The 25,895-nt window shown below is 72.8% G+C and carries 20 protein-coding genes; 7 read left to right on the top strand and 13 right to left on the bottom strand.

Annotated elements, in window-relative coordinates:
* Positions 1–83 precede the first annotated feature (83 nt).
* The 4 genes from ACFV3R_RS21725 to ACFV3R_RS21710 all read left to right on the top strand — a co-directional run bounded on the left by ACFV3R_RS21725 (position 84) and on the right by ACFV3R_RS21710 (position 4,929).
* Positions 84–512: a nuclear transport factor 2 family protein gene (locus ACFV3R_RS21725; protein WP_385585406.1), complete on the top strand. Its 429-nt coding sequence runs from the start codon at positions 84–86 to the stop codon at positions 510–512.
* Positions 509–1,357, top strand: a complete 849-nt coding sequence (locus tag ACFV3R_RS21720) for an NAD(P)H-binding protein (RefSeq protein ID WP_385585403.1) — start codon at positions 509–511, stop codon at positions 1,355–1,357. The genes ACFV3R_RS21725 and ACFV3R_RS21720 overlap by 4 nt, the downstream gene beginning before the upstream one ends.
* Before the next feature lie 238 nt (positions 1,358–1,595).
* A complete protein-coding gene (locus ACFV3R_RS21715; RefSeq protein WP_385585400.1) occupies positions 1,596–2,585 on the top strand; it encodes an alpha/beta hydrolase in 990 nt (329 codons plus the stop codon).
* A 124-nt stretch (positions 2,586–2,709) separates the two neighbouring features.
* A complete protein-coding gene (locus tag ACFV3R_RS21710) occupies positions 2,710–4,929 on the top strand; it encodes an NADP-dependent isocitrate dehydrogenase (RefSeq protein WP_385585397.1) in 2,220 nt (739 codons plus the stop codon).
* A 93-nt stretch (positions 4,930–5,022) separates the two neighbouring features.
* Here the strand turns inward: ACFV3R_RS21710 and eccCb are convergent, their stop codons facing one another.
* The 7 genes from eccCb to ACFV3R_RS21675 all read right to left on the bottom strand — a co-directional run bounded on the left by eccCb (position 5,023) and on the right by ACFV3R_RS21675 (position 16,221).
* Entirely contained in the window at positions 5,023–9,372 is a 4,350-nt protein-coding gene (gene eccCb, locus ACFV3R_RS21705; protein WP_385585394.1) for a type VII secretion protein EccCb, read from the bottom strand.
* 54 nt (positions 9,373–9,426) lie between these two features.
* The gene (locus ACFV3R_RS21700; protein ID WP_385585391.1) at positions 9,427–9,870 is read right to left on the bottom strand and encodes a hypothetical protein; all 444 of its coding nucleotides are present in this window, start codon (positions 9,868–9,870) and stop codon (positions 9,427–9,429) included.
* 173 nt (positions 9,871–10,043) lie between these two features.
* Positions 10,044–11,471, bottom strand: coding sequence for an FGGY-family carbohydrate kinase (locus ACFV3R_RS21695; RefSeq protein ID WP_385585388.1), 1,428 nt, complete (start codon positions 11,469–11,471; stop codon positions 10,044–10,046).
* A 118-nt stretch (positions 11,472–11,589) separates the two neighbouring features.
* Positions 11,590–13,053: an FAD-binding oxidoreductase gene (locus ACFV3R_RS21690; protein ID WP_385585385.1), complete on the bottom strand. Its 1,464-nt coding sequence runs from the start codon at positions 13,051–13,053 to the stop codon at positions 11,590–11,592.
* A 95-nt stretch (positions 13,054–13,148) separates the two neighbouring features.
* Positions 13,149–13,925, bottom strand: a complete 777-nt coding sequence (locus ACFV3R_RS21685) for an SDR family NAD(P)-dependent oxidoreductase (RefSeq protein ID WP_385585382.1) — start codon at positions 13,923–13,925, stop codon at positions 13,149–13,151.
* Positions 13,926–13,985: 60 nt separating this feature from the next.
* Entirely contained in the window at positions 13,986–15,386 is a 1,401-nt protein-coding gene (locus ACFV3R_RS21680; protein WP_385585379.1) for a nitrate/nitrite transporter, read from the bottom strand.
* Positions 15,387–15,654: 268 nt separating this feature from the next.
* On the bottom strand, positions 15,655–16,221 hold the full coding sequence (locus tag ACFV3R_RS21675) for a glycerol-3-phosphate responsive antiterminator (protein WP_385585376.1): 567 nt from the start codon (positions 16,219–16,221) through the stop codon (positions 15,655–15,657).
* Between the two features lie 236 nt (positions 16,222–16,457).
* Between ACFV3R_RS21675 and ACFV3R_RS21670 the strand changes: the two genes are divergently transcribed.
* Positions 16,458–16,622: a hypothetical protein gene (locus tag ACFV3R_RS21670; protein ID WP_385585371.1), complete on the top strand. Its 165-nt coding sequence runs from the start codon at positions 16,458–16,460 to the stop codon at positions 16,620–16,622.
* Positions 16,623–16,834: 212 nt separating this feature from the next.
* Here the strand turns inward: ACFV3R_RS21670 and glnA are convergent, their stop codons facing one another.
* The gene (gene glnA, locus ACFV3R_RS21665) at positions 16,835–18,244 is read right to left on the bottom strand and encodes a type I glutamate--ammonia ligase (protein ID WP_385585368.1); all 1,410 of its coding nucleotides are present in this window, start codon (positions 18,242–18,244) and stop codon (positions 16,835–16,837) included.
* Positions 18,245–18,493: 249 nt separating this feature from the next.
* Between glnA and ACFV3R_RS21660 the strand changes: the two genes are divergently transcribed.
* Positions 18,494–18,961, top strand: a complete 468-nt coding sequence (locus ACFV3R_RS21660; RefSeq protein WP_385585365.1) for an RDD family protein — start codon at positions 18,494–18,496, stop codon at positions 18,959–18,961.
* Between the two features lie 327 nt (positions 18,962–19,288).
* On the opposite strand, the gene ACFV3R_RS21655 is transcribed toward ACFV3R_RS21660, so the two are convergent.
* The 4 genes from ACFV3R_RS21655 to lipB all read right to left on the bottom strand — a co-directional run bounded on the left by ACFV3R_RS21655 (position 19,289) and on the right by lipB (position 22,460).
* Positions 19,289–19,990, bottom strand: coding sequence for a DUF4191 domain-containing protein (locus ACFV3R_RS21655; RefSeq protein ID WP_385585362.1), 702 nt, complete (start codon positions 19,988–19,990; stop codon positions 19,289–19,291).
* Positions 19,991–20,000: 10 nt separating this feature from the next.
* Positions 20,001–20,216, bottom strand: a complete 216-nt coding sequence (locus tag ACFV3R_RS21650) for a hypothetical protein (protein WP_385585359.1) — start codon at positions 20,214–20,216, stop codon at positions 20,001–20,003.
* A gap of 204 nt (positions 20,217–20,420) precedes the next feature.
* Positions 20,421–21,356 (bottom strand): lipoyl synthase, encoded by a 936-nt coding sequence (gene lipA, locus ACFV3R_RS21645; RefSeq protein ID WP_385585473.1) that lies wholly within the window; start codon positions 21,354–21,356, stop codon positions 20,421–20,423.
* Positions 21,357–21,635: 279 nt separating this feature from the next.
* Positions 21,636–22,460: a lipoyl(octanoyl) transferase LipB gene (gene lipB, locus ACFV3R_RS21640; RefSeq protein WP_385585357.1), complete on the bottom strand. Its 825-nt coding sequence runs from the start codon at positions 22,458–22,460 to the stop codon at positions 21,636–21,638.
* Positions 22,461–22,810: 350 nt separating this feature from the next.
* Between lipB and ACFV3R_RS21635 the strand changes: the two genes are divergently transcribed.
* Positions 22,811–24,322, top strand: coding sequence for a regulator (locus tag ACFV3R_RS21635; protein ID WP_385585354.1), 1,512 nt, complete (start codon positions 22,811–22,813; stop codon positions 24,320–24,322).
* A 135-nt stretch (positions 24,323–24,457) separates the two neighbouring features.
* On the opposite strand, the gene ACFV3R_RS21630 is transcribed toward ACFV3R_RS21635, so the two are convergent.
* Positions 24,458–25,690: an NAD(P)/FAD-dependent oxidoreductase gene (locus ACFV3R_RS21630; RefSeq protein ID WP_385585352.1), complete on the bottom strand. Its 1,233-nt coding sequence runs from the start codon at positions 25,688–25,690 to the stop codon at positions 24,458–24,460.
* Between the last annotated feature and the right edge of the window lie 205 nt (positions 25,691–25,895).

Below are 25,895 nucleotides of genomic sequence, written 5' to 3'. Positions count from 1 at the left end.
TTCCTCCGTTTGCGAAGCGGACCTCGGGTCCGTATCGTTCGAAGCGGACCCCTGGTCCGTATTCTACGAGAGGGAGGACACCCGTGCCCGAACCGACCTCTGCGGCGGTGGATCTCTACCGCAACAGCCTGCGACTGCTACTGGACAAGGACATCTCCGGCTGGCTCGACCTGTGGGCCGAGGACGGGATCATGGAGTTCCCCTTCGCCCCGGACGGTTGGCCCCGGCGGCTGGAGGGCAAGGAGGCCGTCGCCGCCTACATGCGGCCCTACCCCGACCACATCGACCTTCGGGACTTCCCCGACCTGCGGATCCACCAGACCACCGATCCGGAGACCGTGGTGGCCGAGATGCGAGGCGTCGGCCGCCTGGTGCAGACCGGCAGCGCCTTCGACATGACCTACATCGCCGTGGTCACCGTGAAGGACGGGCGCATCAGCTCCTACCGCGACTACTGGAACCCCCTCGCGGTACAGGAACCCGGCACCGACTTCGCCGGGAGCAGCCGATGACCCCCACCGGCAGCACCCTGGTCATCGGAGCCACCGGCACCACCGGTGGTCGTACCGCCGCCCGGCTGAGCGCAGCCGGCCACCGCGTCGCAGCCGCCAGCCGTCAGGGCACCCCGGTCCCCGGGACGGAGCCGGTCGCCTTCGACTGGTACGCCCCCGCCACCCACGCCGCCGCCCTCGACGGAGCCGACCGCGTCTACCTCGTACCGCCCCTGGGCGACCCCGACCCGGCGAGGGTCATGCTCCCCTTCCTCCGGCAGGCCCGTGCGGCCGGCGTACACCGTGCGGTGCTGCTCAGTTCGTCGGCCGTCCCCGAGGGCGGACCGGCCGTGGGCGCGGTGCACCAGGCCCTGCCCGACCTGTTCGACCAGTGGGCGGTGTTGCGTCCCTCGTGGTTCATGCAGAACTTCACCGGCACGCACGCGCACGCCGTGAGCATCCGGGAGGACGGCGTCATCGCGACCGCGGCCGGCAGCGGCCGGGTCGCCTTCGTCGACGCCGAGGACATCGCGGCCGTCGCCGTCCACGCACTGACCTGCGAGCACGCGCCCAACACCGACCTCGTGCTCACCGGGCCCGAGGCGCTCAGCCACGACGACGTCGCCACGGCCGTCACCGAGGTCACCGGTCGCCCCGTGGTCCACCGCCGGCTGTCCCGTGCGCAGCTGCGCGACCGCCTCGCGCAGCTGATGCCCGCGGAGTTCGCCGCGATGCTGGCGGACATGGACCGGGCCATCGCCGAGGGGGCGGAGGACCGCGTCACCGACACTGTCCAGCGCCTCACCGGGCGGCCCGCAGGCAGCCTCCGCGCCGTCCTCGAAAGGGAGGCGCGACGCGGTGACTGAGGCCTGGGCGCGACCGGTGGTTCCCGCTCGCGCCCCGCGCGCCCCGGGCCGGCCGTCCACGGCGGCCCGGACGGCGGCGACGCGCTGTGCGACGCCCGGCCACCCCCCACCCCGGTAGCGCCCGCCCTCCCCGGCGGCACCCCGGTAGCCCCCGCGAGACGGCTCCCCGGCGGGATCCGCGCGAGGGTGCGCCCGACCTAACTTCCTTCCGTCCCCAGCCGGCCGGAAGGAAGACCGCATGTCCCGCACCGACCCACGACAGCTCCTCAAGGCGCTGCTCGCCGCCGTGGTCCTCCTGGTGTGCGTCGTCGCCGCCACCCGGCCCGTCGCGCCGGACGCGCCGCCCCCGCCGCGTCCGCCCGCGGCAAGCGCCGACACCCTCACCGCCCGCTACCAGTCGGTCCACCACTACCTGCTGACCGCCGCGCGGACCGCCCACCGGGCCGGCGACCCGGGCCGCGCCCGGTCCCTGGAGCGCCTCGCCGCAGGGGGCCGCACCTTCTGGAGCGCCGACGCCCGGGGCGACGGCCAGGCCGTGGAGGTCCTCGGGGACCTGGCCGGCGCCGACCGGATCGCCGTCCTCGTCCCCGGCTCCGACACCACCCTGGACAGCTTCGACCACCTGGGCAGCCCGAACGCCTCCCTGCACAGCGGTGCGCTGGCGCTGCGGGCCCAGGCCCACCGCCTCGCCCCCCGCACCCACCTCGCCGTCGTCGCCTGGTACGGCTACCGGGCACCCCACACCATCAGTAGCGACGTCATGAGCACGGCACGTGCGGACGAGGGTGCGCCCCGCCTGGACCGCCTCCTGACCCAGCTCCACGCCGTGAACCCCGCGGCCCCCACCACCCTGCTCTGCCACTCCTACGGCACCGTGGTGTGCGGCGCGGCCCTCCACACCGCCCGCCCCGCCGTGACCGCCGCCCTGCACGCCGTCGCCCTCTACGGCAGCCCCGGCACCGGCGTGGAGTCCGCCGCCGACCTCGCCCCCGGGGTCGCCGTCTGGGCCGGCCGGGCGGCCAACGACTGGATCGCCCGCGTGCCCCACGTCCACCTCGACCTCCTGGGACGGCAGTGGGGCTTCGGCCCCGACCCCACCAGTCCCGCCTACGGTGCCCACCGCTTCGCCGCAGGTGACGGCAGCCACAGCGACTACCTGCACCCCGGCCCCGCGCTGCGCAACCTCACCCTCCTCACCCTCGGCCGCACCCCGCAGACCGCCCGGTGACCGGGGCTCGTGGGCGGTCCGGCCCACCGGGTGCCGACGCCGACCAGGGTCCTTTCGTGAGGGACCCGCACACGAGATATCTTGATGTCGAGCAATGTTGCAGACGTGGAGCGGAGAGCACCCGGTGACTGACTCGACCATCATCTATACGCAGACCGACGAGGCCCCGGCCCTGGCGACGTATTCCTTCCTGCCCGTCGTCGAGGCCTACGCCTCCACGGCCGGCGTCGGCGTGGAGAGCCGCGACATCTCCCTGGCGGGTCGCATCATCGCCGGCTTCCCCGAGCGCCTGTCGGAGAGCCAGCGCATCGACGACGCCCTCGCCGAGCTGGGCGAGCTCGCCAGGACCCCCGGCGCCAACATCATCAAGCTGCCCAACATCTCGGCCTCGATCCCGCAGCTCAAGGCGGCCGTCGCCGAGCTCCAGGAGCAGGGCTACGACCTCCCGGACTACCCGGACGACCCGAAGACCGACGAGGAGCGCGACATCCGCGCCCGCTACGACAAGGTCAAGGGCAGCGCCGTCAACCCGGTCCTGCGCGAGGGCAACTCCGACCGGCGGGCGCCCGCCTCGGTGAAGAACTACGCCCGGTCCTACCCCCACCGCATGGGCGCCTGGACGCCGGAGTCGAAGACCAACGTCGCCCACATGTCCGGCGACGACTTCCGCTCCACCGAGAAGTCCACCGTCATCGGCGCCGACGGCAGCCTCCGGATCGAGCTGCACGGCGACGACGGCTCCACCACCGTGCTGCGCGAGTCGGTACCCGTACTCGCCGGCGAGGTCGTCGACGCCGCCGTCATGCGCGTCGCCGCGCTGCGCGAGTTCCTGAAGGACCAGGTCGCCCGGGCCAAGGCCGAGGGCGTGCTGTTCTCCGTGCACCTGAAGGCCACCATGATGAAGGTCTCCGACCCCATCATCTTCGGCCACGTCGTGCGCACCTTCTTCCCCCGCACCTTCGCCGAGTACGGCGACGTCCTCGCGGGCGCCGGCCTGACCCCCAACGACGGTCTCGGCGGCATCCTCAAGGGCCTGGAGAGCCTGCCCGAGGGCGAGAAGATCGCGGCCTCCTTCAAGGCCGAGCTCGCCGAGGGACCCGAGCTGGCCATGGTCGACTCCGACCGCGGCATCACCAACCTCCACGTCCCCAGCGACGTCATCGTCGACGCCTCCATGCCCGCGATGATCCGCACCTCCGGCCACATGTGGGGTCCCGACGGCGGCGAGCACGACACCCTCGCCGTCATCCCGGACTCCAGCTACGCCGGCATCTACCAGGTCGTCATCGACGACTGCCGTGCCAACGGCGCCTACGACCCGGCGACCATGGGCTCGGTGCCCAACGTCGGCCTCATGGCGCAGAAGGCCGAGGAGTACGGCAGCCACGACAAGACCTTCGAGATCCCCGCCACCGGCACCGTCCGCGTCGTCGACCAGGACGGTGAGACCGTGCTGGAGCAGACCGTCGGCGCCGGCGACATCTTCCGCATGTGCCAGACCAAGGACGTGCCGATCCAGGACTGGGTCAAGCTCGCCGTCTCGCGCGCCCGCGCCACCGGCGACCCGGCCGTCTTCTGGCTCGACGAGGGCCGCGCCCACGACGCCAACCTCATCGCCAAGGTCAAGCAGTACCTCCCCGAGCACGACACCGAGGGCCTGACCATCGAGATCATGGCGCCGGAGAAGGCGATCGCCTACTCGCTGGAGCGCATCCGCCGCGGCGAGAACACCATCTCCGTCACCGGCAACGTGCTGCGCGACTACCTGACCGACCTCTTCCCCATCCTGGAGCTGGGCACCAGCGCCAAGATGCTGTCGGTCGTGCCGCTCATCAACGGCGGCGGCCTGTTCGAGACCGGCGCCGGCGGCTCCGCGCCCAAGCACGTCCAGCAGCTGGTGAAGGAGAACTACCTGCGCTGGGACAGCCTGGGTGAGTTCCTCGCCCTCGCCGTCAGCTTCGAGCACCTCGCGCAGAAGACCGGCAATGCCCGCGCCCAGGTCCTCGCCGACACCCTGGACCGCGCCACCGGCACCTTCCTGAACGAGAACAAGTCGCCCAGCCGCAAGCTCGGCGGCATCGACAACCGCGGCAGCCACTTCTACCTGGCCCTGTACTGGGCCCGCGAACTGGCCCAGCAGACCGACGACGCCGCGCTCGCCCAGGAGTTCGCCGCCCTCGCCAAGACGCTCGGCGAGCAGGAGCAGACCATCGTCGACGAGCTCGCCGCCGTGCAGGGCTCCCCGGCCGACATCGGTGGCTACTACCGCCCCGACGACGCCAAGGCCGCCGCGGTCATGCGGCCGTCGAAGACCTTCAACCAGGCGCTCGCCAGCCTGAAGTGAGGCACCGGAGGGCCCCCGCCCTCCCTGACGGAACCACCCGCCGCCCCGACCGGTCACCCACCGGCCGGGGCGGCGGCGTTCCGGCCCGCGGCCTCACTCCTCCGGCGGCGACCACGCCGTCTGCACCAGCCGCGCCGTCCCGTCCCGGCCCACGAACCGGGCCCGCCCCGGCGGCAGCCGCTGCGGACGGTGGCCCGAGAGCAGCCCCTCCCCGGGGTCCCCCGACAGCAGCAGCGTCTGCGCCCCCAGCTCCAGGACGCGCTGCAGGAACGGCTCGTAGACGGCTCGGGCCGCCCCGCCCGTCCGGCGGGCGAGGACCACCCGCAACCCCACGTCCTGCGCGAACGGCAGGTACTCCAGGAGCGGCTGCAGGGGGTTGGCGCCCGCGGTGGCGACCAGGTCGTAGTCGTCGACGAGGACGAACGCGTCCGGCGCCTGGTACCAGCTCCGCTCCCGCAGCTGCCTCGGCGTGACGTCCGGGCCGGGCAGCCGACGGCTCAGCGAGGCCGCGAGGGTCGCGGCGAACTCCCGCAACTGCCCGGCCGTGATGCAGTACTTCGCCAGATGCTCCTCGGGAACGCTCCCCAGCAGCGCTCGGCGGTAGTCGCCCACCACCACCAGTGCCTTCTCGGCCGGCAGGCGGGAGACCTGCCGGGCCAGCAACCGCAGCAGCGAGGACTTGCCGCTCCCGGCGTCGCCGTAGACGACCAGCAGCGGGTCCCGCTCGAAGTCGACCACCACCGGCGAGAGCGTGGCCTCGTCCACGGCGAAGGGCACCCCGGCGCCGGTGCCCTGGAACGGCTCCGGCAGTTCCCCGACCGGCAGCACCTCCGGCAGCAGCCGGACCTCGGGCGCCGACGGACCCGTCCAGTGCCGGGCCACCTCGGCCACCAGGTCACGCTCGGCCTCACCCTCCGGCGCGTCCCCGCCGGCCGCGCGCTGCGGCCGCGCCATGACGAAGTGCAGCCCGTCCCGCGAAAGCCCGCGGCCCGGGCTGCCGATCGGCACCTGCGCGGCGCGGCGCCGGTCGATCTCCGAGTCCGACGGGTCGCCCAGCCGCAGCTCGACGCGGTTGAGGACCACGTCGCGCAGCGCCGGCCGGACCTCGGAGTAGCGGCTGACCCCGAGCAGGAGATGCACGCCGAAGCCCAGCCCGCGCACGGCGATCTGCTGCACGGCGTCCGTCAGGTCCTCGTGGGTCTCGCGGAAGGAGGACCAGCCGTCGATCACCAGGAAGACGTCGCCCCACCGGTCCTCGGCGAACTCACCCGCTCCACGCCGCCGCCGGTAGGCGGCTGCCGAGTCGACGCCCTCCCGCGGGAAGAGCTCCTCCCGGTCGGTGAGGACGGCCAGCACCTCGGCGACGATCCGGCGCACCTTCTCCGGCTCCAGCCGCGAGGCCACCGTCCCCACGTGCGGCAGGCCCGCCAGCCTCGCCAGGCCGCCACCGCCGAAGTCCAGCGCGTGGAACTGCACCTCGGCAGGGGTGTGGGTGAGGGCGAGACTGCTCACCACCGTGCGCAGCGCCGAGGACTTGCCCGACTGCGGGCCGCCCACCACCATGGCGTGGCCGGCCGCCCCGGAGAGGTCCAGCCAGTGCTCCTCCCGCCGCTGCTCGAAGGGCCGGTCCACCAGCCCCACCGGCACCACCAGCCCGCCCCCGAGCCTGCCGCCCCCCGCGTGCAGCCCGCGCTCGGGCGAGACCTCCAACGCCGGCAGGACCTCCTCCAGCGACGGGGAGGCGTCCAGCGGCGGCAGCCACACCCGGCGGGCCGGCGTCCCCCGGCCCGCCATGCGCCGCACCAGCACGTCCATCACGCTCTCGGCCGGAACGCCCGGCCCCTCCTGCCGCGGCCCCGGCACCCGGTGCACCTCCGAGACGTACGCCGCCTTGAACCGGACCAGCGTGTCGACGTCGTGGCGCAGCAGTCCCGAACCCGGCTCGTGCGGCAGCCGGTAGGCGTCCGGCACCCCGAGGGCCGCCCGGGACTCCGTCTCGGAGAAGGTCCGCAGGCCGATGCGGTACGAGAGGTAGGTGTCCAGGCCCCGCAGCCTGCCTTCCTCCAGACGCTGCGAGGCCAGCAGCATGTGCACCCCCAGCGACCGGCCGATGCGCCCCATCTGGACGAACATCTCGATGAAGTCGGGCCGGGCAGACAGGAGTTCGCTGAACTCGTCCACCACCACCAGGAGCGAGGGCAGCGGTTCCAGCGGGGCGCCGGCGGCCCGGGCCCGCTCGTAGTCGGTGACGTGCCCGTAGTTGCCGGCGGAGCGCAGCAGCTCCTGGCGGCGGTTGAGTTCGCCGCTGAGCGCGTCCCGCATGCGGTCGATGAGGGCGATGTCGTCGGCCAGGTTGGTGATCAGTCCCGAGACGTGCGGCAGCCGCGTCAGCCCCGCGAAGGTCGCGCCGCCCTTGAAGTCCGCGAGGACGAAGTTGAGGCTCTCCGGGGAGTGCGTGACCGCCAGCGCCAGCACCAGGGTGCGCAGCAGCTCCGACTTGCCGGAACCGGTCGAGCCCACGCAGAGCCCGTGCGGCCCCATGCCGCCCTGCGCCGCCTCCTTCAGGTCCAGGAGAGCCGGCCGGCCGTCCTGGCAGACCCCCATCGGCACCCGCAGCCGTTCGTGCGAGGACCGGGCGCCCCAGCCCTGGGCCACGTCGAAGCTCCCGGCGTCCCCGATGCCCAGCAGGTGGGAGAACTGCTGGCTCTCCAGCAGCGGGACCGCGTCCGAGGAGATCTCCGAGGACTCCGCACGCGACCAGCCGCCCGCCGCCCGGCGGCCCAGCGCCGCCGCGGCCTCGGCCAGGTCCTCCACCGCGCTCACGCCGTCCGCCCGCGGCACCGCCACGTGCACGTAGCGCCGCTCCGCCCGGTCGCCGGTCAACGCCACCCCCGGGGTCGCCGGGGTGAGCCGGGCGGCGGGCTCGGGGTGGACCAGCGACTGGTCGGGCGAGGTGAGCGCCAGCTCGAAACGCGTCAGCATCACCTCCAGCAGCGGCGGCGGCAGCGCGGACCACTGCGAGGTGGACAGCACGAGGTGGACGCCGTGGCGCAGGCTGGTCGGCCCGACAGCCGTCAGGGTCTGCGCCAGGTCCTGGTACGCGGCGGCGAACTCCGCCCAGCCGTCGACGAGGAGGAAGACGTCCGCGACCGGCTGGTCGGCGAGTTCGCCGCGGGCCCGCGCCAGGCGGTACCCCTCGATGGAGTCGATCGAGGGCAGCCGGGCGAAGTCGCTCTCCCGCCGCGCGTTGAGCCAGACGGCGTGCGAGACGGCCCGCCGCACCCCCTGCGGGTCGTGGCGGGCGGCGACCGCGCGCACGTGCGGCAGGTGGGACAGGCGCCGCAGCCCCCCGCCGCCGAAGTCGACGCAGTGGAACTCGACCTCCTGCGGGGTGTGGGTCAGCGCCAGCGAGGTGACCAGGGTCTGCAGCAGCAGCGTCTTGCCGCTGCGGGGGCCGCCCGCCACCGCCACGTGCCCCGCGCCGCCCGAAAGGTCCACGCAGTGGGTCACCACCCGCCGCCCCTCGACCCGGTGCGAACGCCCGACCGGAGCCACCAGCCGTCCGCTGCCCCGCCACTCGCCCGCCGCCAGCCCGCGCTCACCGGTGACCGTCAGGGCCGGCAGCAACTGGTCCACGGTGGCACGCGGCGGCGGCCCGTCGGCGTCGGTGAGGTGGGGGAACGGCCGGTGGGCGTGGGGCGCCGCCTTCGCCAGCCGCAGCCGCGCACCGCCCTGGATGTCACTGCCGAAGAAGGTGGGCTTCTGCTCGTGGGTGCGGGCGACCAGGTCGGAGACGTACTGGTACAGCTCCTGCGCCGTGACCCAGCCGTCCTCGTCGAGGTCGGCGCGGCCGGTGGACATCCCCTGGATCAGTGCGCGGGTGAAGACCGAACTCCACTGAGCGGCCCCGCCTGCCGCCTCTTCGTCCTCCACGGCCTCCTGCACCGCGTTCGAGGCGGTGATCACGTAGCTGCCGCGGTGGTCCACGAACTGCTGGGGGATGTCGTCCGGCAGGGCCCCGCCCTTGGACCGTCCGAACGCCCCGGAGAAGCAGCAGTCCAGCAGCGCGATCTTCTGCCGCGCCCGGCTGTACTCCATCGACTCCCGGATGAACTCGGCCGACACCGAACTGGCCCGCACCATCTCGCGGTTGGTCCGCACCGTCGCGAAGTGCAGCCTCCCCCGCGTGTCCTTCAGGCCGTGGCAGGACAGGTAGACCAGGGCGAGGTCGACCCCGCGGTCCTGGAAGAGCCGCTCGACCGCCTCCTCGATGACCGCCTTCGACTCGTCCACCAGCACCTGCACGGAGTCGAACTGCCCGACGTCCGGGTCCTCCAGCAGGGTGGCCAGCTTCCGCGCGTCGTGGACGGGGGAGCGCAGCGCGGGCAGCGACTCGTCGAGGTAGCGCTCGGTGGCGACGAGCAGCGCGCGGCGCTCACCCACGGCGGCACCCACCCCCGCCGCGGCACCGGAGCCGGACGCTGCGCGGGGGCGCGCTCACGCCTCCTCCGTGATGCCTTCCAGGGCGGGGGCCGTCGCGGCCGGGGCCGCGGCGCCGCCCGCCGGCTGCTGCGCCAGGGCCTCGATCCACGCCTGCACCGCCGCCTCCTGGGTCCGCCGGGAGGCGGCGTCCAGCTCCAACCGGTGTTCGCCGCTGACCAGTACGGCCCTGCGCTGCCCGCCGCGCCGGATCCAGTCGCGCACCACCAGCGTCAGCGAGCGCAGTGCCGCCGCCGAGAACCCGCCGCTGACCACCAGCGTCGTCAGGGCGGTGACCAGCCCGCTCTTGCCACCGGGCACCCCGGCCGCCCCCGCCCGGGTGACCTCCGGCAGGTCCAGCAGCAGCAGCTCCTCGTGCAATCCGCGGGTCAGTTCGTCCAGTTGCGAGGCGTCGGCGTCCTCGTCGTGGACGACAACCGTGATGTCCCCCGTGTCGGCCATGTGCTCAACCCCTCCCGTTTCCCCGGATTCTAGGGGCACCGGGCAGTGGGCGTGAGCCGTCCACCGGCCTGTGCGCGAACGGCTCGGCGGGCCCCCGGCCACCCCGGACGGGGACCCGCCGCCACCGTCACGCACCCACCGGCCCCCGGCGCGAGGAGGTGCGGTGGCCCGCGTCAGCCGAGCACGGCCTGCGCCGTCCGGTAGAGCGGGTCGGTGTGCTCCCGCACCTGCTCGTACACCTTCGACAGCCGCCCGTACAGCGCGTGGTTGCCGGCCTCCGGGGTGAAGACCGCGCCGGGCCGCACCATTGCCTCCACCGCCTCGTCGAAGGAGGCGTGCACGCCCAGCCCCACCGCGGCGCAGATCGCCGCGCCCAGGCCGGCCGCGCCCGTGACCTGCGGGCGGTGCGCCGGGACACCGAAGACGTCGGCGAAGATCTGCATCGCCAGGTCGGACCGGGAGCCGCCGCCCGAGACCAGCAGCCGTTCGAACCCGGTGCCGAGCTCCCCGGCCATCAGCCCCGCCGTGGAGTGCAGGGTCAGGGCGAGCCCCTCCAGCACCGAGCGGTACACGTGGTACGGGCCCTGGCGGCCGTCGAAGCCGAGCATGCTCCCCTTGCGGTAGGGAGCCTCGGTCGGCGCGAGCCAGTCCAGGATCGTCATCAGACCGTCGCACCCGGCCGGCACCTTCGCCGCCTCGGCGTTGAGGTGGTCCTCGACCGAGGTGCCCGGGGCGCGGCCGGCCCCCGCCGCCTCCCCGCCCAGCAGGTCCCGCACCCAGCTCACCGTCCACATGCCGCGCCGCACCCCGAACGACTCGTAGAGGTAACGCCCCGGCACCGAGGCATAGTTGGTCCAGAACCCCTGCGCGCCGGGGACGTTGCGGGGCCCGGTGGTCATGCCGGCGACGTAGGTGCCCAGCGAGACCAGGAGGGTGTCGGGCATGCGCAGGCCGCAGCCCAGCGCCTCGACCGCCTTGTCGTTGGCGGTCGCCACCACCGGCAGGCCCGCCGGGATGCCGGTGTGCCGCGCCGCCTCCTCGGTCACCGTGCCGAGGACGTCACCGGGCGCCACCAGGTCGAACAGCATCTCGCGGCGCAGGCCCGCCGCCGCGAGTACCGCCTCGTCCTGCGACCACTGCCAGGTGTCGGCGTCCAGCGGCCACATCCCGGCGTAGTTGGCGGCGGTGTCCCGGAAGGCACCGGTCATACGGTGCGTGATGTACCCGGAGGACGTCGTCACGTACCGCACCTGGGGGTCGGTGTCCTCGTGCGGCCGGGAGACCCGGTCGTCCATCCAGCTCAGCACCGGCTGCGCCGGCGAGCCGTCCGCGCGCAGCAGCGCCCGGCAGAAGCGGATCGTGCACAGCCCCACCCCCACGATGTCGGCCGTGTCCCCGGGGAAGGCCGCCATCGCGCGGCGGCCGGCCTCGCCGATCGAGTCCCACAGGTCGTCGCCGGGGTGCTCCACGACGCCGGGGCGCGGGGTGTCGTACGGGCGCAGCGCCTGCCGCCCCTCGCTCACGACACGGCCGTGCTCGTCGAAGACGGTCACCTTCGAGCTCTGCGAGCCGTTGTCGATGCCGATGAAGTAGCGAGTCATGCCCACTCCGGGGTGCGCGGGCCCGGACGGCGCCGTCCGGGCGGGGGAGGAACGAGGAGGCCGGTGGAACACCGGGGACGGGCCGGGCGCGGAGCGGTCCGCGCCCGGCCGGAGGCGGTCAGTCCGCCAGCGGGAAGATCGTCCCCCGGTTCATGATCCCGTTGGGGTCGAAGGCCGCCTTCAGCTTCGTGAGCATGTGGTAGGCGCTGCCGTGCTCCTGCTCGGCCCACGGCGCCCGGTACTTGCCCACGCCGTGGTGGTGGACCATCGAGCCGCCCAGCTTCAGCGCCTCCTCCACGATGATCGCGTTGAGCGGCTTGTGGTACTTCTCGATCTCCTCGCGCGGCTCGCAGTTGATGCGGTAGTCGTAGACGAAGTACAGGTTGGTGCCCGTCTGGTAGCTGTGCGAGGAGTGCGCGCCCAGCATCGTGAGGTCCTCCGCCGCCGGGAACTCCTCGCGGACGCGCGCCATCACGTTGTCGTAGAGAGCGACGGTGCGGGACCAGTCCACCGACACCTCGGTGGTGTAGCCCAGCTCGCCCTTCTCCCGCATGGTCTGCTTCTCGGCCTCGATCTTGTCCGGGCCCCAGTTGAGGTGGTCGAACCACTCCTCGACCAGCGCCGGGTCGACCTTCTCGTGCGGGTGCTGAGCGACGACCCGCTCGATCTCCTCGCTGGTGGCGCGGACGATGCCCTTGGGGCCCTCGGCCACGAAGACGACCACGCACTTGCCCTGGTAGAAGTGGGCGAAGTGCTGGCGGGCGTCCTCGGGGGAGTAGACGCGGACCACCGAGGGCTTGAAGCCGCCGGTGACGACCTCGCGGATCACCGAGATGCCGGTGGCCATGTCGTCGACGAGGAAGCCGTGGAACTCGTTGTTCTCCGGCATGTACCGGAAGATCTTGACGGTGACCTCGGTGATGTAGCAGAGCGCACCCTCGTTGCCGATGACGACGTGGCGGATGTCCGGGCCCGCCGAGCGCCGCGGGACGTTCTTGATGCGCGAGACGGTGCCGTCGGGGAAGACCGCCTCCAGACCGACGACCATGTCCTCGATCGCCCCGTACAGCGTGGAGAACTGGCCGATCGAGCGGGTCGAGACCAGGCCGCCGAGCTGGGCCAGCGGCTTGGACTGCGGGGAGTGGCCGGTGGTGTAGCCCTGGGCCCGCAGGGTGTCCTCCAGCACCTGGAGCGGCACCCCGCAACCGGCGGTGACCTGCATGTTCTCGGTGTCGACGGTGATGATCTCGTTCAGGCCCGAGCCGTCCAGGACGATGGTGTCCTCCACCGCCGTCTCCAGGCCGCCCTCGGTGCCGGTGCGGCCGGTGCGGGCCACCACGTTGATCCGGTTCTCGTCGGCGAAGGCGAGGACCCGGGAGACCTCCTCGGTGGAGGTGGCGTTGACGATCGCCGAGGGGAACGGGCCGTCGTAGATGCCGTGGACCGAGGTGTACTTCTTGAAGCGGTCCACGCTCGCCTCGCGGAGCTGCTGCTCGTCGGTGACCACGCGGTCGGCGCCGACCAGCTCCGTCAGACGGGCGACGATGTCCTCGCGCCGCAGCTTGGAGAGGGACTGAGCCATGGGGATTCCTTGCGTTTCGAGAGGGGTGTTGCGGAAGGGCGTGCCGGGGGCTTCCCGGGCGGGACGCCCGGGGCCGCCGGGGAGGCGGCTGCGGGTCAGCGGACCAGGTAGCCGCCGTCCACCGGCAGCACGTGGCCGTTGACGTAGTCCGAGGCGCGGCTGGCCAGGAAGACCGTGGTGCCCATGAGGTCGGCGACCTCGCCCCAGCGGCCCGCCGGGATGTGGTCCAGCACCCGCTGGTTGGTCTCCGGATCGGACCGCGTGGCCTCGGTGATCTTCGTGGCGAAGTAGCCCGGGGCGATGGCGTTGACCTGGATGTTGTGCTGTGCCAGCTCGTCGCAGTACGCCTTGGTGAAGCCGGCGATCGCGTGCTTGGTGGCCGCGTAGGCCGGTGACATCTGACCGCCGAGGAAGGAGAACATCGAGGCGATGTTGATGATCTTCCCGGAGCGCTGCGGGATCATGAACCGGAGCGCCTCACGGCTCAGTTCGAAGGGCGCGGTGAGGTTGACGTCCACCATCGGGTCCCACTCCGCGCGGCCGAAATCCTCCACCGGAGCCAGCCGGCAGACGCCCGCGGAGTTCACCAGGACGTCCACCGAACCGAGCGCCTCCACGCAGCCCTCCACCACCTGACGGGCCACGCCCGCGCCGGTGATGTCGCACTCCAGGAACTCCATGCGCCGGCCTTCGGCGGCCACGAGACGGGCGGTGGTGCCGTCGTCCTCGGCGATGCTCGGGACGAACACGTTGGCACCGCCCTTGGCCAGGGCCAGCGTGAAGGCCTGGCCGAGGCCGGTGTTGCCGCCGGTGACGATCGCGTTCTTCCCCTCCAGGGAGAAGAAGTCGCGGGAGAAGTCGGTGATGTCCATGGTTCACACCTGTCGTTCGAAGTGCGGGGCGGGGGCGGCGGGGAGGGAGGGGCGTGCGGGCTACACGGTCGCGCTCCGTGCGGGGTCGGTGGCGCCCGCGGCGTCGTTGGTGGTGCCCGTGCCGGCGTCCGCCTCCCCGTCCGGGCCCGTGTCCGCGTGGGCCGTCCCCCGCGTCCCCTGCCGGGCGCGGAGCCTGCCGGTGACCGTCGTCAGGAGGGTCCCGAGCACCGCCATGACCAGCAGGAAGAGGAACATCGCGGTGAAGCCACCGCCGTGCTCGGGGACCGCGGGCCGGGCCGAGGGGTCGCCGATCCACCAGGCGCAGAGCGTCGGGAGGAAGGCGTCGGGCAGGTAGGCCAGCCCCGAGGCGAGGCCGATCACGCCGCCCCGCTCGGTCTCCGGCACCTCCACCTCGCCGACCTGGGCCCAGTAGACGCCGCGGCTGGCGAACACCAGCAGGCACAGCACGAACATCAGGGCCAGCGCCACCCACATGAAGGTGGCGGAGCGCGGCATCACCAGGAAGACCGCGGCGATCACGGCGCTGCCGACGAACATCCAGCGCAGGAAGCGCGGCGTGGAACGGGTGACCTTGTCGACCACCACACCGCCGGCCGGTCCGGCGACGAACTGGAAGACGTAGGTCCGCACCACTCCGATGACGCCGATGAGGCCCGCCGCCATGCCGTAGTGGTACTCCAGCAGCGGCGAGAAGTACCCCAGCGTGGTGTAGAAGCAGTACATCAGCATGACCGTGAGGCCGATCAGCCACGTGTACCGGTTCTTCGCCGCGAGCCAGAGCTGGCGCAGCGAGACGGCGCTCCTGCCGAGCTCGGCCAGCCGCTTCTCGTCGCCCTTGACCAGGAACCAGACCAGGCAGGCGAAGACGAAGCACAGGACGCCGTAGATCCGGATCAGCCACAGCACGCCGGCGGACTCCACCACCGACACCGCGACGATCCCGGCGCCGACGAGGCCGACGAGCGTGGACGTCACACCCCGCACGCCCTCCAGGAACCCGAAGAGCCGGCCCTGCTCCGAGGAGCTCCCCAGCATGCCGATCGCCTTCACGAGTGCGGACCAGTAAAGGCCCGTTCCCATGACCGCCATGACGACGTGCGCGGCCAACGCGCCCCAGTATCCGGGGACGGTTCCGAGAAAGAGATCGGCGGCGCCGGTACCGACCAGTGCAATGACGATGAGCCGCTTCGGCGGGAAACGGTCGGCGAACCAACCGCCGCAGAAGTACATCACCATCGCGGTGACACCGAAGACCGAGACGATGTTGCCGTAGTCCTGCGCCGAGAGATCCAGCGCCTGTGCGGTGGGACCCAGGAAGACGAACCGAATGTAGGCCACCTGGAAGATGACACCGCAGGTCATGGAGAGGATCAGGAAGCTGACCCACTTCTGCGCCCTGCTCAGGGCGGCGGGGGCGGGAGCAGCGGAGGGCGTGGTCATCTTCATGCCCTCCGGCCCGGCCGGCGGGCGCTCTTCGCAGGGATCACAGTGCCACCTCTTTGTGGAACAGGGCCCGTGACGACCGGCGTCCGGGCAACAAAAAAAGAACAGCAATCCCCCGCAGTGGAAGGAGTTACTGTTCTCTGGTCTCTAGTAACTGCCCCGGGAAAACCGGAGCCGATATGAGGTTGTGGAGGGCCCTCTTACGGGCCACTCGCTCAAACTAAGTTGCGGTCGTAACGGTGTCAACCCCTGATTTCTGTGGTGTTCACATCTCCCACACCGCGTGGTTGGACGAGGCCACCGCCGCCGCTCCCGCCCCGAGCGCCGCGAAGACGTCGTCACGGTCGCAGACCAGCCCGCCGGCGATGAGCGGCACCTCGATGTCCGCCACGACCCAGCCGATCACCCGCGGCATGCAGCCGGGCAGGATCTCCACGCAGTCCGCCTTCGACAGCCGCACCTGCCGTGCGAGGTTGCGGTAGGAGAGCGAGTCGATGAGGAAGAACCGGTGCACCGCGAACAGCCCCTGCTCCCGGGCGGCCCGCACCATGTGCGCCTTGGAGCTGAGCACCCCGTCGGCCACCGTCCGCTCCCGGACGTAGGTGACCACGATCTCCTTGCCGCCGAAGCCCTCCAGGAGGTCGACGTTGACGAACACCGTCTTGCCGTGGTCCTTGAGCGTGCGCACCAGGTCGGGCAGGTTCAGCAGCGTCCCGTAGAGCAGGAAGACGACGGAGCAGTCGGAGCGCAGCACGGCCCGCAGGTCCTCGTCGTCCTTCACGCTGGCGACGACGGGGTGGTCCTCCAGGAGGCGGGACAGTGGTTCTTGCATGGGAATCTCCAGGGGCGGGACCGGAGGAGGCCGACCGCCGCCCCGGCGCGCGGGACCGGAACTCCCTCCGGTCGCTGCCCTGAAGCGTAACCGGAGGGTTTCCCGGGGGACCAGTGGCGCATGGGGCGCCCGCCCGGAAGCCGGGCGCGGGGAGCGTCGCCGCCGGGCGCCTGCCCTGCCGTTGCCGGGCTCTGATCCCCGGCGCCCGGTGGCGGCCGGAGCGCTAACCTGACCCCATGAGCGACGACGCGTCCCACGACACCAACGAAGCGTCCTCCGGTTCCGCCTCGTCCAGGAGGTCGCACAGCGGCCTCACGCTGAGCGACCTGCGTCGCGCGTGGCGGTGGGAGACCCTTGCGATCCTGCTCGTGCTGATCGTTCTGGTGGCGTTGGCGTCCTGAAGCCGCCGGCACCCCACGGCGTCGCCGACCAGTGAGGGCCACCACCCGCATCCGGGTGGTGGCCCTCACTGGTCGACCTGTCGTCACATCAGAGAACCGGCCGGGCGGTGCAGACGGGGGAAAACGGCTGCGAACCACAGGAACTCAGGAGAAGAGTTCGCGGATACCAGTCCGTTTTCCGGGACCCCGTCCAGGTCACCCGACCTCGCCCTTTAGAGGTCGAAGTACAGCTCGAACTCGTGCGGGTGCGGGCGGAGCTGGATCGGGGCGATCTCGTTGGTGCGCTTGTAGTCGATCCAGGTCTCGATCAGGTCGGCGGTGAAGACACCGCCCTGCTGGAGGTACTCGTTGTCCTGCTCCAGGGCGTCGAGGACGGCCGGGAGGGAGGTCGGGACCTGGGGGACGCCCGCGTGCTCCTCGGGGGCGAGCTCGTAGAGGTCCTTGTCGATCGGCTCGGCCGGCTCGATCTTGTTCTTGACGCCGTCCAGGCCCGCGAGCAGCAGCGCGGAGAAGGCCAGGTACGGGTTGGAGGACGGGTCCGGGGCGCGGAACTCGACGCGCTTGGCCTTCGGGTTGGAGCCCGTGATCGGGATGCGCATCGCGGCGGAGCGGTTGCGCTGCGAGTAGACCAGGTTGACCGGGGCCTCGAAGCCGGGGACCAGGCGGTGGTAGGAGTTCACCGTCGGGTTGGTGAAGGCCAGCAGCGAGGGGGCGTGCTTGAGGATGCCGCCGATGTAGTAGCGGGCGGTGTCCGAGAGGCCCGCGTAGCCCTGCTCGTCGTAGAAGAGGGGCTGGCCGCCCGTCCACAGCGACTGGTGGACGTGCATGCCCGAGCCGTTGTCACCGAAGATCGGCTTCGGCATGAAGGTGGCGGTCTTGCCGTTGCGCCAGGCGACGTTCTTCACGATGTACTTGAAGAGCATCAGGTCGTCGGCGGCGGCGAGCAGCGTGTTGAACTTGTAGTTGATCTCCGCCTGGCCCGCGGTGCCGACCTCGTGGTGCTGGCGCTCGACCTGGAGACCAGCCGCTTCGAGCTCCAGGGAGATCTCGGCGCGCAGGTCGGCGAAGTGGTCGACCGGCGGGGCCGGGAAGTAGCCGCCCTTGTAGCGGACCTTGTAGCCGCGGTTGTCCTTCTCCGAGCCGGTGTTCCAGGCGCCGGCCTCGGAGTCGATCTCGTACACCGAGCGGTTCGCGGAGGTCTCGAAGCGCACGCTGTCAAAGACGTAGAACTCGGCCTCGGGACCGAAGAACGCGGTGTCGGCGATGCCGGTGGAGGCGAGGTAGGCCTCCGCCTTCTTCGCCACGTTGCGCGGGTCACGGCTGTACTGCTCGCCGGTGATCGGGTCGTGGATGAAGAAGTTCAGGTTCAGCGTCTTGTCGCGGCGGAACGGGTCGACGCGGGCCGTGTTCAGGTCGGCGCGCAGGGCCATGTCGGACTCGTGGATGGCCTGGAAACCACGGATCGACGAACCGTCGAAGGCGAGCTCCTCGGCCGGGTCGAACGCCTTCGCCGGTACCGTGAAGTGCTGCATCACACCGGGCAGGTCGCAGAACCGGACGTCGACGAACTTGACGTCCTCATCCGCGATGAACTTGTTGACCTCGTCGGCGTTCTGGAACATCCAACTCCTCCTAGCCCGGCCACCGGTCGGCGGACACGGGGTTGCCACTCGGAGCGCGTCCATGTGCGGTGGCGCGCGGTCCCGACCCTAGGCAGGGGGGATTTCCCGAGCATGACCCGATTGTTTCGCCGAGGTTAACCGGGTGGGCGCCCTCTTGACCTGGTCCGACGCGCTGCCCTACGGGCCGGTGGCGACGTCGGGGGAGGCCCGTAGGAGGGGGAACGTATGCGGTCGCAGTACCGTTGTCGGGTGGACAACAGGCAAGCAATGGGATCGTGGATCTCCGGCCCGCGCTCGGCCGCCGAGGACATGGGCATCGAGTTCGGTTACCGCGGTGAGCGGCTGGGACTGCCGGAGGAGGGCGCCGGTTCCGTCGCCCGCCCGGGACGGCGCCTGGTGGCGATCCTGGTCGACTGGGCGCTGTGCCTGCTCGTGGCCTACGGGCTGCTGAGCGGCGGCGGGACGCAGGACGTGAGCAACTGGGCGCTGCTGGTCTTCGGGGTGCTGAGCCTCGCCACCGTCGGCACGGTCGGCTTCACCCCGGGCAAGCGCCTGCTGGGCCTGCGGGTCGTCAGCGAGGGCGGCGGCCGGGCCGGACTGGGCCGGGTGCTGCTGCGGACGGTCCTGCTGGTCGTGGTCGTCCCCGCCCTCATCTGGGACCGCGACGGCCGTGGCCTCCACGACCGGCTGGCCCGGACCGTCGAGGTACGGATCTGAGGCTGCCGGGGGCCGCCCAGGGGTTCGGTGGTCCCTGAGTTCTGCGCGGCTCCTCCCGCAATCCTCGGAGCTCGCGAGGTCCCCGGGCGGGTTCCGGCTGTGTCCGCGCTCGGGCCCGGGCTCGGACGCGCGCGTACGCGCTCCCGCGCTCGTTCCGGCGTCCCGCAGACGGACCGCCCCGCTTCCGCGCCGGCGCGCGACGGCGGACGGAAGCCCCCAGCCGCCGTGACCACGACCGCCGGGAACACGACCGCCGGGACCACGAGAGGGGCGGGTCCGGAGAACCTGTCTCCGGACCCGCCCCTCCCGGGCGTCTGGGCTACCGCGTCAGCGTCGGCCGCCGCGGGGCATGCGGGTGTTCTTCGGCATCGGGCCCTTGGGCACCGGCATGTTGCTCATCAGGTCGCCGAGGGCCCGCAGGCGGTCGTTGACGGCCGTCACCTGGGCGCCGGGCAGCACCCGCGGGAGCTTCAGCAGCGTGGTGCGGATCTTCTTCAGCGGAACCTGGCCCTCTTCGTCGCCGACGATGAAGTCGTGGACCGGGGCGTCGGGCACCGTACGGGCCATCCGCTTCTTCTCGGCGCCCAGCAGGCCCCGCAGCCGGTTGGGGTTGCCCTCGCCGACCAGGACGATGCCGGCCTTGCCGACGGCGCGGTGCACCACGTCCTGGTTGCGGTTCATCGCCACCGCCGGGGTCACGGTCCAGCCCCGGCCGACGTTGTCCAGCACGGCCGCCGCGGCGCCGGGCTGGCCCTCCATCTGCCCGAAGGCGGCGCGCTCGGCACGGCGGCCGAAGATCACGGCCATCGCCAGGAAGGCCAGGACGAATCCGAGGACGCCCAGGTAGACGGGATGGCCGATCAGGAAGCCGATCCCGAGGAGGACGCCGAAGACGACGATGCCCACACCCGCGAGGACAAGCCCGACCTTGGAGTCGACCCGGCGGGTCATCTTGTAGGTCTGGACGATCTGCTTCAGTCGCCCCTGGTTCGCAGTGTCCGCGTTCTGCGCGGGTGCCTTCGTCGCCATACCGCGAAGTTTACGGGTCGCTGCGGGAACCGGTGGCCACGGCCTCCAGGACCACGCTCGCCTCCCGGCGGCCGACGGCACGGCGACGGTCCTCCAGCACGGCGTTCCAGGCGTTGCGGCGGGCGGTGCGGTGCCCGCGGCGGGTCAGGACGGCCTCCACCGCGCGCAGCGCGTGGGCCACAGAAGGGAGGGACGCGGCGGAGGAGCGGACGGGCGCAGCCGGCATGATCACAGTCCCCTCGGGAGGGTCGGTACGGAGGCGGGAAGCGGACGGTGCGTAGGAGCATCGTCACCCTCCGGTGTTACCAACGGATGACCTGAGGGTCAAACCCGTCGAAAGAACGCCCGCCGCAGCCGGCGGCCCCACCTGGGGCGCGGGCCGCGACGGGCGTCACGGTGTGCCGGGACTCACATCCCGGGGCGGTGCCTGTCAGACCGCCGGGGCCACCGGCTCGTCCTCGCGCACGATGCCGGCGCGGCGGTCGATCGCCTGCTGGTACAGGCGGCCGGCCCGGTAGGAGGAGCGGACCAGGGGACCGGACATGACGCCGGCGTAGCCGATCTCCTCGGCCTCCTCCTTCAGCTCCACGAACTCCTGCGGCTTCACCCAGCGCTCGATGGGGTGGTGCCGGACCGAGGGCCGCAGGTACTGGGTGATCGTGATGAGCTCGCAGCCCGCGTCGTACAGGTCCTGGAGCGCCTGGCTGATCTCCTCGCGCTCCTCGCCCATGCCCAGGATGAGGTTGGACTTGGTCACCAGGCCGGCCTCGCGGGCCTTGGTGATGACCTCCAGCGACCGCTCGTAGCGGAAGCCGGGGCGGATGCGCTTGAAGATGCGCGGCACCGTCTCGACGTTGTGCGCCAGCACCTCCGGGCGGGAGGAGAAGACCTCGGCCAGCTGCTCGGGGACGGCGTTGAAGTCCGGGATCAGCAGCTCGACGCCGGTGTCGGGCATGGCGGCGTGGATCTGGCGCACGGTCTCCGCGTAGAGCCACGCGCCGCCGTCGTCGAGGTCGTCACGGGCGACGCCGGTGATGGTCGCGTACCGCAGGCCCATCGTCTGCACCGACTCGGCGACCCGGCGCGGCTCGTCGCGGTCCAGCTCCTGCGGCTTGCCGGTGTCGATCTGGCAGAAGTCGCAGCGCCGGGTGCACTGGTCGCCGCCGATGAGGAACGTCGCCTCACGGTCCTCCCAGCACTCGAAGATGTTGGGACAGCCGGCCTCCTGGCAGACGGTGTGCAGCCCCTCGCTCTTGACCAGCCCCTGGAGGTGGTTGTACTCCGGGCCCATCTTCGCGCGGGTCTTGATCCACTCGGGCTTGCGCTCGATGGGGGTCTGGCTGTTGCGGACCTCTAGGCGCAGCATGCGCCGGCCCTCGGGCCGCGGCGTCTGGCCGTCGGGTGCGTCTGCGGACACGTCCGGCGCCCCTTTCTATCCGGTCGTCGTGCGTTCGGGTGACGTGGCTTCGATTCGTCGGCGTACACCAGGGTACGCCCGGCGAATCGCACGTTTTCACGGTCCTTGGGCGGGTGCTCGGTGCCTGCGGCACCGGCAGCCGCCGGGTGGGGGCCGTGCGGCGGACGGCGGAACCCTCCGCGTCCGGGGGCGTGCGCGCCGGGCGCGCACGCCGTTGCGGGAGCCGGCTCAGACGGCCCGGGGGAGCAGGACGGCGTCCTCCATGACCTCGCGCAGGTGCTTCTCCATCACGGGCACCACCTCCGCCACGGTCACCTCCCGCCCCAGCTCGTTCGAGAGCGAGGTCACACCGGCGTCCCGGATGCCGCACGGCACGATGCGGTCGAACCAGGTGTTGTCGGGGTTCACGTTCATCGCGAAGCCGTGCATCGTCACGCCCTTGGCGACGCGGATGCCGATCTGGGCGAGCTTGCGGTCCTCGCCCCGCTGGCCCGCGTTGGAGGGCGCGTACTCGGGGCCGCTGAGCCGCGGGTCGAACTCGCCCTCGCCGTCCCCGCCGCTGAGCCTCGGGTCGAAGTCCAGGTCGAGGCCGCCCTTCGCGCGCTGCTCGACCGGGTCGCCCAGGACCCAGACACCGCTGCGGCCCTCGACGCGGGTGGTCTCCAGGCCGAAGTCGGCGCAGGCACGGATCATGGCCTCCTCCAGGCGCCGGACGTGGGCCACCACGTCGACCGGGCGCGGGAGCTTCATGATCGGGTAGCCCACGAGCTGCCCGGGGCCGTGCCAGGTGATCTTGCCGCCGCGGTCCACGTCGACGACCGGGGTGCCGTCCAGGGGGCGCTCGCTGTCCTCCGTGCGCCGGCCCGCGGTGTAGACCGGCGGGTGCTCCAGCAGCAGACAGGTGTCGGGGATCTCGTCGGCGAAGCGGGCGGCGTGCACCCGGCGCTGCTCCTCCCACGCCTCCAGGTACTCCACGGCCTCGTCCCCGAAGCCCAGGTGCACGAAGCGCAGCCCCTCGGGAACGGGGGTCTCCCCCCGAGAGATGGCGGTCACGGCAGCTCCTCTACGAACCTCTGTTGCATCCTTCGCGCCCAGAGCAACTGTACGGCCGTGCGGGTGAAGCGCGTCCGGCGGTGCCGCGAGAGCCGGGGAGTCCCGGCCCGCCTCCCGTCCCGCGGCGGGAGCCCGGCCCGGTCCGCGCCCGGCCGGGGCGGGCGGCGAGGTGCCCCGGCGGATCACCGGGGAGCTGCGCGGGTGCTCACACGATCGGATGAATGCGGGGCGAACCTGACGAGATGGACGTCCGGGACAGCTACATTCACGCCGTCGAGGAGGGCGAACGGCGTGCCGGACATCGTGACGGTCCGGCACGCGGCCCGGAAGGCAGGAGACCGGTAAAGCTGATGACGGAACGAACCGCCCCTGTCCTGCGGCACGGGGCACCCCAGCAGCGCACCCCCAACCGCCGGCTCGCCGAGCTCATCGCCGAGGCGGGCTTCTCCAACGCGGGCCTTGCCCGACGCGTGGACCAGCTCGGGCTGGAACACGGCCTCGACCTGCGCTACGACAAGACCTCCGTCACCCGCTGGCTCCGCGGGCAGCAGCCGCGGGGCACCACGCCCGCCCTGATCGCGGAGGTGTTCACCCGCCGCCTGGGCCGTCGCCTCTCGGCCCAGGACCTCGGCCTGGACGCCTGTGCGCCGGTCTACGCGGGGCTGGAGTTCGCGGCGACGCCGGCGGAGGCCGTCGACATCGTCAGCGGCCTGTGGCGCAAGGACTCCGGCAGCCACGCCGAACTGCGGAAGATCGCCTTCACCCCCGCCGGGCTCGTGGTCCCCAGCCGGGACTGGCTGATCGGCCGCGCCGACGAGCGGGTCGCCCACGGCGTCCCGGCCGGCGACGGGACGGCGGACGGGCCCGGAGCCGGCGCGGCGGAGCGGGTCCCGGCGCAGGCCCGTGCCACCGTGCCGCGGCAACGCCAGACCGACCAGGTGGAGCGGCCGGCGGGCGGGCGCGTCTCCGAGGGCGACATCGCGGCCCTGCGGTCCGTCGCCGACCTCTTCCGCGGCCTGGACCACGCCTACGGCGGCGGCCACGCCCGGCAGGCCCTCGTGCGCTACCTGGAGCACGAGGTCGAGCCCATGCTGCGCGGCAACTACGGCGAGACGCAGGGACGGCGCCTGTTCGCCGCCGTCGCCGACCTCACCCGGCTCGCCGGCTGGACCTCCTACGACATCACCGCGCACGGCCTCGCGCAGCGCTACTTCGTCCAGGCCCTGCGCCTGTCCCAGGCCGCGGCGGACCGGGCCTACGGCGCCTACGTGCTGGTCACGATGGGCCGGCAGGCGGTCTACCTCGGGCACGGGCGGGAGGCGGTGCAGCTCGCGCGGGTGGCGCAGCAGGGGGTGGCCGGATCGGCCCCGCCGGTGGTCCAGGCGCTGCTGCACGCCGCCGAGGCGCGCGGCCACGGGGTCCTCGGGGACGCGCGGGCCTGCACCGCCTCGCTGGCCAGGGCGGAGCGTGCCCTGGAGGCGGCCCGGCCGGGGGACGAGGTGCCGCACTGGGCGCGCTTCTTCGACACGGCCCAGCTCGCCGACGAGTTCGGCCACTGCCACCGCGACCTCGGCCAGTACCGGCTCGCCGCCCAGCACGCGGAACGCTCGCTGGAACTGCGCGGCGGCGGCTACGCCCGCTCCCGGCTCTTCTGCACCGTCGTCCTCGCCACCGCCCGCCTGGGCCTGGGGGACCTGGAGCAGGCCTGCGCACTGGGCGCCCAGGCCGCCGCCGCTGCCGCCGAGATGCGGTCGGTCCGCGCCCACGAGTACGTGCGCGACTTCGAGCGCCGGCTGGAGCCCTACCGGGACAGCCCCGCGGTCCGCGGCTACCGGGAGCGCACGGCCGGGCACGTCGGCTGACCGCATCGGACGCCCCGGCAGTCCGCGCCGGGTACGTCGGCCGGCCGCGCCGGGCCGCTGTCCGGGCGGGGTGGCGGACCCGGCCCGCGGGTTCGCGCGGGCCCGGCAACCGCCGGCAAGGGCTCCTCGGGCCGCTCAGGCCGCCTCGGCGGCCTCGGCGCCCGGCTCGGGCACGGTCGGCCTGCCGAGGTCCTGGAGGACGGCCTGGGAGGCCCGGCGGGCGGAGCGGAGCGCGCCCTGCACCGTGCCGGTGTCGCGGTGGGAGCCGCAGACGTACAGCCCCGCCATGACCCGGACCGGCCGCCGGGGGTCGTGGGGGACGGGTGTGGCGGGCACGGCGTCCGGCTCGTGGTGGGCGCCGGCCAGCTCCCAGCCCTGCGCGCGGACGCCGTGCACCGCCTCCAGCTGGGGCCGCACCGTCTTGTCCAGCACCCCCGGGCTCAGCGAGGCCGCCTGCCCGAGCACGGCGGTCGTCACCAGCGTCCGGCCCGCCGGGGCCCGCGAGGGGTCCACCGCGTCCGCGACGTAGCTGTAGGCCACCGGTCCCCGCTCCGGCAGCAGCAGCGCCCCGGCGCGCTCCGGCGCGGTGTCGGCGACGTGGTGCAGCACCGTCACCGGGTGGAACTCCGGGACGCGCAGCCCGGGCAGCACCACGGCCGCCTCCCGGGCCCCGGCGGCCACCACCACGGCCCGGCACGCCGTCCGCCGGCCGTCCGCGGTGGTGACACCCGTGGTGGCGACGGAGGTGACCCGGGCGCAGGTGCGCACCGTGCCCGGTGGCAGCGCCTCGGCCAGCAGCGCGGGCAGCGTGCGGGCGCCGCCGCCCGGCAGGCACAGCCGGCCCGAGGCGAAGCTGCGCAGGGCGTCCGCGGCCGACCGGCTGGAGGTGCCCAGACGGGGGTCGCAGAGCAAAGCCGTCAGGAGCGGCCGGAGGAACGAGGCGGCGTCGAAGGGGCGCGGCGGGAACGTGGCCCGGGTGGCCAGCACCTGCTCCACCGGGCGGTCCGCGCGTGCCAGGGCGCGCGCCGAGGAGAGCGCGCCCCTCGTGCTCCGGGGCACGCCCAGGCGCTGCGCCCGCCGCCCGTTGTGGATCTGCACCCCGCCGGGGAACGGGCGGAGCGTGAGCGCGTCCAGTCCCGGCGTCCGGTGCAGTTCCGAGTAGGAGGTGAGGAGCAGCCGCCCGGTGCGGTCCAGCAGGAAGCCGTCGACCTCCTCGGTGGCCTCACGTCCCCCGGGGCGCTCGCCGGCCTCCAGCACGGCCACGCTCAGCCCGGCGCGCGTCAGGTGGTGGGCGGCGGCCAGCCCCGCGAGGCCGGCCCCTACGACGACGACGTCCACGGACGGTGCGTTACGAGGTGTGCGCGGCACGAGTCCTCCCTGGCGGTTCGGCTGGTCAGCGGGGTCTGCGGAGGACGCCGGGGCCGGACGGGCCCCGCGTCCGCGAGGAAGTCCGGTGCCGGCGCCCTGCCCGTGAGCGGGCGGACACCGGAGCGGAGTGTGCGGCCGGTGGTGCGCCCGGGTGGGGAGGGGGGTATCCGCACGTTAGTACGGGCTTGTGGTGGGCGCGAGGGGC

It is taken from the genome of Streptomyces sp. NPDC059740 (genome assembly GCF_042733155.1).
GTDB lineage: Bacteria > Actinomycetota > Actinomycetes > Streptomycetales > Streptomycetaceae > Streptomyces.
This window is presented reverse-complemented; position numbering and strand designations above follow the sequence as displayed.